The sequence below is a fragment of the Streptomyces sp. NPDC053432 genome (genome assembly GCF_055585365.1).
On record NZ_JBVJKF010000047.1, the window covers coordinates 1 to 12,746 of the forward strand.

The window sequence follows — 12,746 nt, forward strand, 5'->3', positions numbered from 1 at the left end:
GGGCGGCAGCTTGCAGCGGCGGTCACCCTCGCGGGTGACGATGAGCAAGGATACCCACTCGACCAGAGCATGAGGCAGGTCGAGTGCGGCAGGATGGGGAACCAACAGGGCTCCTGTGCCGATGGGTTGAGACTTCAACACCTCCCTCAACAGCGCGGGAGCCTTGTGCGTTGCGGTCCTCATCCTGACTCGGCCTGGGTCACTCAATCAGTGGGCACTCTGAAAGGGCTCACTGACCGGCACGCTCTCCGAGGAGCGCACCGGCGTGTGCGCCGTGCTGGAGAGCTACCCGGGCAACCGGTTCAGGGCCGACATCACCGCCACGGACGGCGGGGCGTTCACCCCGAAGCCCGCGTCCTACAACGACATCTGGCGCAACCTCTGCACGGGCACTGCGTCGCCGTGCGACTGCCAGACCGACGGCCGCAGCACGTTCGTCCTCTCGCTGCCGGACAACACGGACCGCACGGCGTACCGTGCCGAACTCGTCTGCACCACCGCACCCTGCGGCAGAGACGGCGTATCCGTCGGAACGGTCACGCCGAACACCGCGCAGAGCGGCACGGCGCAGGGCACGGCGCTGGGCATGAACACCACCGTCCAGCTGACCGGCGGCCCGGAATCACTGACAGCCACGACCGTCTCGGTCTCCGAAACGACGCCCGGACCCTCAAAGCGACCGTCGACCTGCGCACGGCCCCTGCCGGCAACTGGAACATCAAGGTCATCGCCCTGGGCCATGAGTACCCGCGCGGCACGCTGACGGTCACTCCGCCCGCGGACCCCAGCCTGGGCACATACAACCCGGTGACGCCGTCTCGGTTGATGGATACGCGTATCGGTCTGGGGGTGCCGAAGGCGAAGGTGGGTCCGGCTGGTGTGGTGACGCTTCAGGTCGCTGGTACTCCGGGGATCCCGGCGGCAGGGGTTACGGCTGTGGTCTTGAACGTGACGGCGACGGATCCGACGGCGGCGAGTTATGTGTCGGTGTATCCGAACGGTACGAATCGTGCGGGTGCGTCGAATCTGAACTTCACGGTCGGGCAGACGATCCCGAATCTGGTCATCGTTCCGGTGGTGAACGGGAAGGTCAGCTTCTACAACAACGCCGGCACCGTCGACCTCCTGGCCGACGTCGCCTGCTACTACACGACATAGCCCCAGAAAAACCTGGCCGCGCCCCCAACCTGGACAAGGAAACCGAAAGGCCTCGCTGCTCCCAGCGGGGCCTTTCGACTAGCCGCGCCCGGTGATGCTCGTGATGGTGGGCACCGGGCCACGTCTCCAGCAGTAGAGGAGCGAGGCGCCGAGCACCACAGCGCCACAGCCTGCGGCTCAACGCCTCTGAAGCGGCTGAGGGCCGGGACTAAAGGTTTCCAGTGAGCTCCTGATAGGCATCCATGACATCCCCCACGTGCAGGGTGGTGACCTCTTCCGGCGAGGGGACTCCGGAGCTGCCATGCCGGTCGAAGACTCGCAGATCCCGGGCTGCGGCGGCCTTACGTGCGAGTTCGCGCGCGAAGCGGCCGTTGCCGAGCCGGTTGATCGTGCCCTGGGTCACGGTGAGGTCGCATGAGGTGCGCAGCGCGATCGCCGCCTCCTCGGTGAGTGAATCCCCCTGGGCTGCCAGAAACGCCTCCGCGATCAGAACTAATTCGTCCGCCGCGTATGCGGGGAAGTCCACCCGGGTGTTGAAGCGGGAAGTAAGACCCGGGTTGGTGGACAGGAGACTGGCGATCTCGTCCGGATATCCGGCCAGAACCACGACCAGGCGGTGTCTGTCGTCCTCTGCCCGCTTGAGTAGTACCTGTAGTGCTTCCTTCCCGAAGGCGTCCCCGCCCGAGTAGCCGGCGTTGGACAGCGCGTAGGCCTCGTCGATGAAGAGGACGCCGTCCAGCGCCCGGTCGATGGCCTGGGACGTCTTGATCGCCGTCTCTCCGAGGTGCTGTCCAACGAGGTCGGCGCGCTGTACCTCGACGATATGGCCTCGCTCCAGCAGGCCGAGCCCGGCGAAGACATTGCCGACGATGCGGGCGACAGTGGTCTTGCCTGTGCCGGGCGGTCCGGCGAATACCAGATGTTGGGGAGCCGGTGCCGTGGCCACGCCCTGGCTTCTGCGTACCGCCGCCATCCTCAGCTGGGCGGACAGGCTCCTGACTTGGCGTTTCACTGGGGCCAGACCGACCAGCGCGTCGAGTTCGGCCATGGCCTTGTCCAGCAACACCGAACGCTCCTGGTCGCTCAACGTGCCGCTGGAGGATTTCTCAGGCTCCCGCGCATCGGCTGTGGTCTGGACTGGCACGCCTGCGGCGGGCGGGTTCGACGCCTTCGCACGCTGGGCCACATCCCCAAGGCGCGGGCTGTACCGGAATGCCGTCTGGAAGTGCTTCAGCGCTTCCTCGTCCTGGCCTAGTTGCTCATAGGCGCGGCCGCGCAGATAAGCCACTTCACCGAGAAAGCCGGCGTTGTCGCCGAGAGCTTGTGGGAGGGGGTTCAGCACGTTGAGGGCTTCGTGGGAAACGCCCTGGGCGATGAGACCGGCCGCGACGCAGAGCTGAGACTCGTCCCGCAGGAATGAGTCCCGGATCCCCTCGGCGGACGTCAGCAGCAGTGGCCAGTCCCTCTTCAGGGCTGCGTATCGTGCGCAGACGAATCGAGTCTCGTCGCAATCGAGCATGGCGATGGAGAGCATGGCCCACGCCTTGTCGAGCATGCCGTTGTCCAGGAGTTTCGCCGCCTGCGCGAGCCATAGATCGCGTTGTGTCTCCAGGCGGAAGTTTACGTAGCCCCCGATTTGGAACCGGGAGGACAACGGGGTACGGAGCTTCGCTCGCATAGCACCGAAGTTCCGGGACTGACCGTACATGGCCTCGACCGCCCGACCCTGAAGCTGTCCGACGGCATGGACTCCTAACCAGGCATCGGCCGCCAGCGGATTGTGCTCGAGGGCGGTGTGGAAGGATTCGGCCGCCGCAGTCCGGTTGCCCAGCCTCAGCTGCGCGACCCCTTGAAGCCATGCCTGTTCGCACTGATCAATCGAATGCCGTGATACAGACGGTCCTTGCACCTAGGTTTCCCCCTGTTGTCGTATCGGGTGATCCAAGATTCGCCATGCGGAAGGCGCGAGCTGATCCCATGGTCAAGTGATACCTGAGAGCTGCGATTCACCAAAGAGCGGGCATCTGTCGAGGTCTGCGAGCGCGGCGGCTGGTGCCTTCCCACCCGCTTCATGCTGCAGCATCAAGGTCCACGTGCTCGTCGGCCGTGCCTTGGAGCATTGTTGCCCTGGCGGTGGTCCTGCAGGGCGGCGAGCAGGTCCCAAGGGCTGTCCTGCAAAGCCCGAGATGTCCCAGTTGACGCCTGCAAGGCAGCTCGGGACCACGACGTCGCCGTACCAGGCCGACTTGGAGCAGCCCGACGCGACGCCCCGCGACGCCGCCCCCGCCCCGGCGCCTGCCGCCCCCGCCACGACGGCCGGCCCCGTTTTCGCCCTGCCCGACTGGCCGCCGCAGGAACACCGGGACCTGTGGGCGGCCGTGTGGGCGGCCCACGCGGCCGGGGGCCTGCCCACGGCCGTCGCCCTCGCCTACAAGCTGGAATCCACGCTCGGCGAGCACTACGGGGACATGCACCCGGCCGCCGTCACCGTGCTGACCGCCCGCGCGTGGCTCACCCTCTGCCAGCGCACCGACCTGCGCGAGACCACCGAGCTGCTGATCGTGACCGCGCTGCGCTGCCGGGCCGCCCGGTACCGGCCCGAGGCCGACACGGCGCGCACCGCCCGCAACGCGTATGCCTGCTGGGGCCGGCTGCTGTCCGCTGATCCGCAGGCGGCCGAGGACCTCGCGGAGCGCCTGGCGGGCATGCTCGCGATCCTCGGAGAGGACGAGCGGCGCCGGGACGTCCTCGCGCGCACGGGCATGGCTGCTACGGCCGGATGACGGCCGGCCGCCCGGACACCTGGGGGAGAACGTCCCTCGTCGGGGGCGGTTTCGAGAGGGGGCCGTGTCTCCTCCGGCAGCACCGGCATTGACCTGCCATGAACATCAAATACAGGTTGGCGGCCGCGGTGCTCGCCACGGCGGCCGTGGCGGCAGTGGCCGTGCCCGCCGCCACGGCCGCGCCAGCCTACAAGTGCGCGTCCAGCACCAAGGAGATCGACGACGCAGGGTATCCCGGACAACTGGAAGGTGACGGTGAAGACGTGTGCGGCCCGGTCCGGGGGCACGGTCTATGCGTACGCCGAAGTCTCGTGGGACGCCTCCCGCTTTCGCGAGGCGGACGACCCGACGATTTTCGACGGGGCCAAGCTGCGGTTGCAGATCAAGCAGTCCCGCGAGGGCACCGATCCTGTGGTGATCGAGCGGGACTTCACCGAGCTTGAGGGCCGGATGGAGCACAGCGGGTCGTCCGCGAACTACGACGGCCACTACCGGACCGGGACCATCAGCCACCGGGCCGGGCCCGGAGCGCTCGGCGACTCGATCCTGTTCCTGGACTGGCACGGCGACGGACACGGCTACCAGCGCCACGAATACACGGCCTCGCCAACGGTCTGACCCGGCGGCCGGGGACGCGCTCGACCGGACGCGGTGCGGGCCGCCACCCCGGGTGGGGCCCGCACTGCCGTGTTCACGCTCCGCTGCCCACCGTCGCCTCAGCCGCGGGCCGGATCTGTCGATCTTACAGTGTGAATGGGCGCCGCCAGGTCTGTGCCCGGTGTGGCCAGGAACGACGGGTACGGGCACGGCGGCCGGAGGGACCGATCTTCACGCCGTGCCGCCTCCGGGAACCTGAAGTACGCAAAGAATGCTCCGACTGCCATCGCATGATGGTGCCCGTCCGCCGGCTGCCGGACGGAGGACACCTGTGCCAGAACTGTGTGCCCAAGAACCTCCAGGAATGCTGCCACTGCCACCAAACAAGGAGAGTCAACGCCCACACCCGAGGGGCCGGTATGCGGCCGCTGCTACACCAGCCCACCGCGCCCGTGCGGGGTCTGCGGGCTCACCGCTCCCATCGTGGCCCGCGCCACAGCGTCCCGCCCTGACACCTGCGCCCGGTGTTACCGCGAGCCCGCAAGGCAATGCGCCGTCTGTGGCCAAGTCCGCCCCGGCCACAGGTCCGACCGAGGCAGGGGAGTATTTGACTGCCGCACCTGCGCCCCTCGCCCGATTCGTACTTGCGGCCTGTGTGGTCGTCCTAGCCCTACGAAAAGAGTGCGGCGCAGTCCGCATTCTCGTCGGCTGCACCACCGGGGGAAACGGTCTGTGCGCCACCTGCTGCGACCACGAGGATCCCTCTGCGCGCTGCAAACTCTGCACTGCCCCAGCCGATCTCCGTCCCGACGGGCTCTGTCCTCACTGCTCCCTCACAGACCGGCTCCGACATCTGCTGGCGGATGACGCCGGCACCGTGCCGGACCACCTGCAGCCGCTGCTCTCAGTCCTGACCGATGCCGCCAACCCCTACCCGGTCCTCGCCTGGGTCCGCCGCAGTCCTTCAGCACATCTCCTGGCCCAGTTCGTCCGCCAACCGGGCGGCCTCACCCACGAAGCCCTCGACGCTCTCCCGCAGAACGCCCCCACGTCCTACATCCGCGGGCTGCTGGTTACAGCAGGGCTCCTCGCCAAGCGGGACGAGAATCTCGCCCGCCTCGAACGCTGGGTCACGCGCACTCTGGCCAATCTGCCTTCCCACCACGCGAATATCATCCGTCCCTTCGCGCAGTGGCACACCGTCCGGGACGCGCGACGACGCTCAGCTCGCGGCCGCTACACCGTCAGCGCAGGTAAGGGCGACGCCAACAACATCCGCTGCGCGCAACCATTCCTGGCCTGGCTCGATACGCACGAGCTCCAACTCTGCACCCTGAAGCAGCCAGACCTTGATTGGTGGACGGCCACTCACCCCAGCAAGGCGAGCACCATCATCTCGTTCATTCGCTGGGCTCAAGCACGTCGCCTGGTCACCGGCCTCGACATCCATTACCCGCCCAGCCAGTACGCAGCCACCTTCCAGCCTGAGGACGCCCACCAAGAACAGCTACGACGATGCCTGACCGACACCTCCCTCCCGCTGGACATTCGAATCACCGGTGCTCTGATCCGCCTCTACGCTCTTCCTCTCTCACGCATCGTCGAACTCACTGCCGACCGCTACAGCCGCGACTCGGAAGCCGCCTACCTCACTATCAACCGCCATCCAGTGATCCTTCCGCCCACCCTGGGCCGCCTCATCGAGGCACAGATCGACCACCTCAGCGGCACGTCGGCCCACCGACGACAAATTGAAGACGAACTCTCCTTTCTGCTTCCGGGACAGAGCCCCGGCTGTCCTCGTAACCCTCTGGGCCTTGCGGACACACTCCGACGCCATGGTCTTCCGGCCCGAGCAGCCCGCAACACCGCCATGATCGAGGCCATCGCCGACATCCCCCGATCGTGATGGCAGACCTGTTCGGTATCCAGCCCCACACCGCCAACCGCTGGGCACAGCTCGTCAGCGAAAGCTGGTCCCACTACCTGGCGGCACCGTAGAACGCTGCCGGGCTGCGGTCTGTTCACTGCTCGAGTGGTACCCCTGCCCCGGCTTGATACGGCGAGCCGCGCGGGCGAGCTGAAGGCTCCTGCAGATGGTCTCGCCGTGTCACACGCCGCCGCGACCGCGGAAAGAAGCAAGTGCCTGTCACGACGGCCGGATCCCCACCGAACGCGCGTGAGAGACTCGGTAGTCGGATCGCCGAGGCAGAAGGGCCGCTTGCCATGTCGGACGCCATACCGCCGCCGGTGCATCTCGACAAGGTGGTGGACGGGCTGGCGGAAAACCCTGCACTACCGTCGGAGCTCGTCCACCGGCTCCTCGGATACCGCAAGGGCCTTGGCAGGGTGGCCAAGCGGCCGGACCTGAGCGATGGCGTGATTGCCGAGATCATTGCCACAGACGATCACTGGCTCACACACTCCCTCGCCCTGAACCGCAGCCTCCCACAGGCCTTCCGGATGACTCTCGCGGAGCACCCGGATCCCGCGATACGCAGGGCTCTGGTCGTTGCAGCGGACGGCGCACCGCGAGAGCTGTTCGAGTTGCTGCTCGACGACAGCGATCCGCAGGTCCGCGAACACTTGGCGGAGAGCGATCACATGCCGGCAGACCTGCGTACCCGGCTGGCGGCGGACCCGGACCCGAAGGTCCGGGCGACGCTTGCCCAATGGTGGACGACGGCCCCGGAACCGGTGCGCCGACTGCTGCTGACGGACCCCGACGACTCAGTACGAGCAGGGGCCTGCGCCACCTACTTTCGCCGGCTTCCCCATCCCGTCCCGCCGGCAGACCTCGTTCCGGAACTGTTGGCCCACCCGGTCACGCGCGCCGGGGCGGTGCGCCACTGCAGGCTGGACACCGCCACCGCCCACCGGCTGGCCGAAGATCCGAACGATGAGGTGCGCGAGGAACTCGCGGAGCACCCCGACCTGCAGCCGGCATTGCGCGACAAGCTTGCCCAGGATCCCAACCTGCGCGTTGCACTCCGTGTCTTCGCCCGTCAGGACACACCGGAGCCGATCCGGGCTGCGATCCATGTACAGATCGTGTCCGACGTACCTCCGCTGGACTGGCTCGCGGACCACCAAGCCCTGGACGACGACGCGCTCGACCGGGAACTCACGGGTGAGATAGCCCGCGCGGAGCTCCGGACACTGCGCCTGCCGTGGGTGACAGCCGACCCTGTGCCGTACGTGGACTCGCCATACGTCTGCTTCCGCGCCTCGGCCGCGATGTCCGACGACCTTCCGCCGCCGCTCGTCGCCCAACTGCTCGACGACGAGGAGAGCAGCGTGCGTACCACGATGGCTCTTCACGCCCGTGACCGGATCGATCCCGACACCGCCGAGCGCATTGAGCGAACCTATCGTCCGGACAAAATGGTCAGATGGCGACCGGCCGACGACTTCCCTCTTCCGGCAGATGTACTGCGGCGCCTGGCCACAGACCCCGACCCGAGAATGAGGCAGTTGGCCCCGCGGGACCCCGACCTGCCCGTGGAACTCGTGCGCCGGCTGGCGGCTGACCCCGATCACATGGTGCGCCGCACCATTGCGGCCCATCCCCGACTTCCGGCTGAGGTCCTGACGCGGCTGCTTTCTGATCCGTCGGAATCCGTCGCGGCTACTGCAGCCGCAAACCCGAACCTGCCAACCACAGGGATGCACCAGATGCTCGCCCTCGCAGGCTTGTGACGCTCGATTGGGCACGGCCGGCACCGGATCGGGACGCTGAAGGCCGTCGAGTGGCCGCGCTTGGCCGCGGCGACTCGACGGGGCCGTAGCCCGCGAGGAGCACCGAAACCCTCCAAGGACACGCTCTCGCTGCAGGCAGGGCAAGCTGTGCTTGACCACAAGTAGGAGGAATTGCGCAGGTACGCAATACCGCTACTTCACCAGTGCAGACGGGACACAACCGAGGCGGTCATCGGTGCGGTCACGGGCACCCTGGCCCGCCCGCAGCTCCTCGTCCTCGGCCGCCACGACGCCACAGGCCGGCTGCATACGGTCGGCCGCACGGTCCCCCTGCGCCCGGATCAGGCCCGCCAGGTCGCCGAACAGCTGACGGCCGCTGACCCGGGCCATCCGTGGACGGGGGTGCGGTTCGCGGCGTCGTGGGGGCCCCGCGACGTCCTGGACGCCGTCCTTGTGCGCCCAGAGCTGGTCGCGGAGATCAGCGCCGACCGGGCCGTCGACCACGGCGGCATCTTCCGCCACCCCCTGCGCTTCAAGCGGCTGCGCCTGGACGTGACGGTCGAGGACGTGCCCCGGTTCGGGGCGGGCCCGGCTGCCGCTGCTGGCTGAACCGGGGCCGCGACCCTGGCGGTTGTGATGCGGACGTGGCGACTCCGCTGGCATCCAAGGGTGTTGCAGGTCACACCGGCCGGGGTTGCGGGGCTAGGTGGGTGATCGTGTAGCAGGTGCGCGAATCCCACCCTTCAATGCCCTGACCTGCGCTTATGCGGGACTTGCAGGGCTAACCCCTCGGCGTTCCACAGTGCGGATCACACCTCCAATCCGGAGGCGTGATCCGTGGTTTCGCGTAAGGAGTCATCTGACATGAGCGCATCAGAAATGGGTGGGGAGTCGATGGGCGAGGTCCGGGCGGGAGCCGGGCGGGCCTGCCGGGGAGTCGGCCCCGCGCCGTCGCCGGACCGGTGGCCGCCGGCTGGTGGGTCGGGTGGCCTCGGAGGTCGCCGGGGAGGTGGCGCAGGCCGTGGTGTCCGTGTGGGCGCCGGAGTGGGCGGACGCGGCACGGGTGGCGGTCGCGGTCGCGCGGGTCGTCGTACGGCTCGCCCGGGGGCGAGGCGGCCGGCCGCGCGGCTAGGGCACTGCGGGGTTCCGGGGCCGCCCGCGCGGCCCCGGAACCCCCGGGGGTGCCACCGCCCACGCGCCCCCGACCCCGCCCGTCCGGAGCCGGCCCGCACTGCCCCGCACGACTCGGTGGAGGGCAGGTTCAGGCGGCACATATTCCCTGGGGCTGATCGCGGTGATCACGTAGGCCGATCACGCTTTTGTCGTGTCTTCAACAAATCCGCCCCCGCGTGCGGGGCGCTGGCTTCCGGCCGTGTCCATGGGCTCAGGAAGCGCCACACAGAACGAGGAGACCCCCATGCAGTTCCGCATAGGCCGCCGTGCAGGCCTCGCCGTGACCGCCGGCCTGGCCGGCATGGCAAGCCTGCTGGTCATGTCCAGTCCGGCGTCCGCATATGTCGGCGCTCCTTACATCCGGTACGGAGCGACGGGCAACCCGGCGTACTGCGTCCAGGTCGGAATCGACTCGATGGACAACAGCAACATCTATACGTACCCGGACGGCCATTTCGGTCCCGACACCCTGCGTGCGCTGAAGGCGTTCCAGTCTTACTGGGGTCTGGAGCCGGACGGCGTCGTAGGCCCGGCCACCGGTTCCAAGCTGATGGAAATGATCTACATGGACGGCGCGACGACCCCGAACAACAACATCTGGTGCAACGGGTACCTGCCGACGTACAGCTGAGGCAGGTGAACGGCCGCCTCGCCGCGCTCCCGTCGTCGCTGTCCACGAACTCTGGGCACGAGGGCTCCGCCACCGTGCCGGCCGAGGCGGGACGGGCTCCTGGGGCGGTGGGGCCGGACGGGGCGCAGTCGACCCGGCCCCGTCACCCCGGATGCCCTGCCACGCCTCACTCATGCCTTCTGAAGGGACGTGGGCATGCACTGCGCTGCAAGGTGCCGCACGTGGTCCGCCACGGCGTCCCGCAGAGGAGGGCCGGCGAGGACTGCGTGTGCGCGCGGCATGGCTGCGGTGGCCTGGACCCGGTCCTGTGGTGCGACGAGTACGGCGGCGAGGCGCCCCCGGTGCTGGAGTGGCACGCGGGCGGCGGCCTGCGCTGCGCACAACTCACGCGCGGCAGGGCGGCAAGCGCGTAGGGGCGCGTCGGCTGCGGGTGGTCCCGGCACACCCTCGGATGCGCCGAGGGCCGGTCAGGCCCGGATTCCACCGTCCGGGGTGCCGGCGGCGCGCTGGTACCAGGCTTCTGCCTCGGTCTCGCGGCCAGTGTTCCGCAGCAGCACTGCGAGGTTGTTCATGGCTTGGGTGTGTCCGGCGTCGGCGGCGCGCTGGAACCAGGGTTCCGCCTGGCTGGTGCGGCCAGTGTTTGCCAGCAGCAGTGCGAGGTTGTTCATGGCCTTGATCTGTCCGGCGTCGGCGGCTTTCCGGTACCAGGTTTCTGCCTCGTTGGTGCGGCCGGTGTTCTCCAGCAGCACGCCGAGGTTGGTCATGGCGGCGATCTGTCCGGCGTCGGTGGCTTTTCGGTACCAGGTTTCTGCCTCGTTGATGCGGCCGGTGTTCTCCAGCAGCAGTCCGAGGTTGTACATGGCGCCGGTCTCTCCGGCGTCGGCGGCGCGCCGGTACCAGGGATCCGCCTCCGTCTCGCGGCCAGTGGTCTGCAGCAGCACCCCGAGGTTGTTCATGGCGTCGGTGTTTCCGGCGGTGGCGGCGCGCTGGTACCAGGGTTCCGCTTCGGTCTCGCGGCCGGTGTTCTGCAGCAGCAGTGCGAGGTTGTTCATGGCGTCGGTGTTTCCGGCGTCGGCGGCGCGCTGATACCAGGTTTCTGCCTCGTTGGTGCGGCCGGTGTTGGCCAGCAGCAGTCCGAGGTTGTGCATGGCGTCGGTGTGCCTGGCGTCGGTGGCTTTCCGGTACCAGGTTTCCGCCTCGTTGGTGCGGCCGGCGGCCTCCAACACCACTCCGAGGTTGCGCATGGCGGCGATCTGTCCGGCGTCGGCGGCTTTCCGGTACCAGGTTTCTGCCTCGTTGATGCGGCCGGTGTTCTCCAGCAGCACGCCGAGGTTGTTCATGGCGTCGGTGTTCCCGGCGTCGATGGATTTTCGGTACCAGGTTTCCGCCTCGTCGATGCGGCCGGCGTCCTCCAGCAGCATCCCGAGGTTGTTCATGGCCATGATCTGTCCGGCGTCGGCGGCGCGCTGGTACCAGGGTTCCGCCTCGGTCTCGCGGCCACTGTTCTCCAGCAGGAGTGCGAGGTTGTTCATAGCGTTGGTGTTTCCGGCGTCGACGGCGCGCCGGTACCAGGCTTCTGCCTCGGTCGTGCGGCCAGTGTCCCGCAGCAGCACTGCGAGGTTGTTCATGGCTTCGGAGTCCCCAGCGTCGACGGCGCGCTGGTACCAGGGTTCCGCCTCGGTCTCGCGGCCAGTGTTTACCAGCAGCACCCCGAGGTTGTTCATGGCGTCGGTGTTTCCGGCGTCGACGGCGCGCCGGTACCAGGGTTCCGCCTCGGTCTCGCGGCCAGTGCTATGCAGCAGCACCCCGAGGCTGTTCATGGCGCCGGTGTGCCCGGCGTCGGCGGCACGCTGGTACCAGGTTTCTGCCTCGTTGGTGCGGCCGGTGTTCTCCAGCAGCACGCCGAGGTTGTTCATGGCGCTGATGTGTCCGGCGTCGGTGGCTTTCCGGTACCAGGGTTCCGCCTCGTCGATGCGGTCAGCCTCTTGCAGCAGCCGCGCAAGGCTGAACATGGCGTCAGAGTCCCCGGCTTCGGCGGCCCGTTGGAGGTGCTGCTGGTCGGTTTCTGGCGCCTCCGCTGCCGGAACGGGGGTGGGCGCGGGTGCGAGGTGGGCGGTGCGCAGGCGGGCGGCGACGTCCTTGGCGGTGGGGGGACGGGCGGCGGGGTCTTTGGCAATAAGGGAGGTGATGAGGTTGTCGATGTCGGGCGGGATTGCGGGCTGGTGGGTGCTGGGCGGTTCGGGAGTGGTGGACAGATGCATGGCGATGACGGCATACGCGGAGTCCGCGGTGAACACGGGGCGCCCGGTGAGGAGCTCGTAGAGGCTGGCGCCCAGGGCGTACAGGTCGCACGAGTACGTCGGTGTCTGTCCGCTGAGCTGCTCGGGAGCCATGTAGTGAGGGCTGCCGAGCAGCGCTCCGGTCATGGTCAGGCCGATCGTGCCGTCCTGGACCTGGGCGATCCCGAAGTCGCAGATCTTGACGGTGCCGTCGTCGAGCAGCATGAGGTTGGCCGGCTTGATGTCGCGGTGGACGATGTTCCGCGTGTGGGCGGCGGCCAGCCCGTCGCACACCTGGGCGCCGTACTCCACCACCTGCTCCAGGGGGAGCCCGCCGGGGTGGTCCTCGCGCAGGACCGTCGCGAGATCACGCCCTTGCAGGAACTCCATGACGAGGAACGGAGAGACCTCCACGTGCCCGTCGGC

General features: G+C 68.3%; 12 protein-coding genes and 1 pseudogene. 10 read left to right on the forward strand and 3 right to left on the reverse strand.

The genetic code is table 11. The features are described from left to right. Positions 1–105: pseudogene (locus ACZ6Y1_RS37225) on the reverse strand (IS5/IS1182 family transposase); the annotation flags it as partial. A gap of 160 nt (positions 106–265) precedes the next feature. Between ACZ6Y1_RS37225 and ACZ6Y1_RS37230 the strand changes: the two are divergent. Together ACZ6Y1_RS37230 and ACZ6Y1_RS37235 are read left to right on the forward strand one after the other, a co-directional pair. Then, the gene (locus ACZ6Y1_RS37230; RefSeq protein WP_469640570.1) at positions 266–763 is read left to right on the forward strand and encodes a hypothetical protein; all 498 of its coding nucleotides are present in this window, start codon (positions 266–268) and stop codon (positions 761–763) included. 62 nt (positions 764–825) lie between these two features. After that, positions 826–1,158: a hypothetical protein gene (locus ACZ6Y1_RS37235; protein WP_469640572.1), complete on the forward strand. Its 333-nt coding sequence runs from the start codon at positions 826–828 to the stop codon at positions 1,156–1,158. Between the two features lie 208 nt (positions 1,159–1,366). Here the strand turns inward: ACZ6Y1_RS37235 and ACZ6Y1_RS37240 are convergent, their stop codons facing one another. Further along, positions 1,367–3,037, reverse strand: coding sequence for an AAA family ATPase (locus ACZ6Y1_RS37240; RefSeq protein WP_469640591.1), 1,671 nt, complete (start codon positions 3,035–3,037; stop codon positions 1,367–1,369). 367 nt (positions 3,038–3,404) lie between these two features. Here ACZ6Y1_RS37240 and ACZ6Y1_RS37245 point away from each other — a divergent pair, with 367 nt between their 5' ends. From ACZ6Y1_RS37245 to ACZ6Y1_RS37280, 8 genes are all read left to right on the forward strand, one after another. Then, positions 3,405–3,941 (forward strand): hypothetical protein, encoded by a 537-nt coding sequence (locus ACZ6Y1_RS37245; protein ID WP_469640574.1) that lies wholly within the window; start codon positions 3,405–3,407, stop codon positions 3,939–3,941. A gap of 249 nt (positions 3,942–4,190) precedes the next feature. After that, positions 4,191–4,559, forward strand: a complete 369-nt coding sequence (locus ACZ6Y1_RS37250) for a hypothetical protein (RefSeq protein ID WP_469640576.1) — start codon at positions 4,191–4,193, stop codon at positions 4,557–4,559. 856 nt (positions 4,560–5,415) lie between these two features. After that, on the forward strand, positions 5,416–6,447 hold the full coding sequence (locus ACZ6Y1_RS37255; protein ID WP_469640578.1) for a hypothetical protein: 1,032 nt from the start codon (positions 5,416–5,418) through the stop codon (positions 6,445–6,447). A gap of 317 nt (positions 6,448–6,764) precedes the next feature. Continuing rightward, on the forward strand, positions 6,765–8,237 hold the full coding sequence (locus ACZ6Y1_RS37260) for a hypothetical protein (RefSeq protein WP_469640580.1): 1,473 nt from the start codon (positions 6,765–6,767) through the stop codon (positions 8,235–8,237). 171 nt (positions 8,238–8,408) lie between these two features. Then, on the forward strand, positions 8,409–8,846 hold the full coding sequence (locus ACZ6Y1_RS37265; RefSeq protein WP_469640582.1) for an ATP dependent DNA ligase: 438 nt from the start codon (positions 8,409–8,411) through the stop codon (positions 8,844–8,846). Between the two features lie 376 nt (positions 8,847–9,222). Next, a complete protein-coding gene (locus tag ACZ6Y1_RS37270) occupies positions 9,223–9,369 on the forward strand; it encodes a hypothetical protein (RefSeq protein WP_469640584.1) in 147 nt (48 codons plus the stop codon). 285 nt (positions 9,370–9,654) lie between these two features. Continuing rightward, positions 9,655–10,041 (forward strand): peptidoglycan-binding domain-containing protein, encoded by a 387-nt coding sequence (locus tag ACZ6Y1_RS37275; RefSeq protein WP_469640586.1) that lies wholly within the window; start codon positions 9,655–9,657, stop codon positions 10,039–10,041. Positions 10,042–10,262: 221 nt separating this feature from the next. Then, on the forward strand, positions 10,263–10,454 hold the full coding sequence (locus tag ACZ6Y1_RS37280; RefSeq protein ID WP_469640588.1) for a hypothetical protein: 192 nt from the start codon (positions 10,263–10,265) through the stop codon (positions 10,452–10,454). A gap of 54 nt (positions 10,455–10,508) precedes the next feature. On the opposite strand, the gene ACZ6Y1_RS37285 is transcribed toward ACZ6Y1_RS37280, so the two are convergent. Next, on the reverse strand, positions 10,509–12,746 hold a 2,238-nt coding region (locus ACZ6Y1_RS37285; RefSeq protein WP_469640589.1), incomplete at its 5' end, for a tetratricopeptide repeat protein.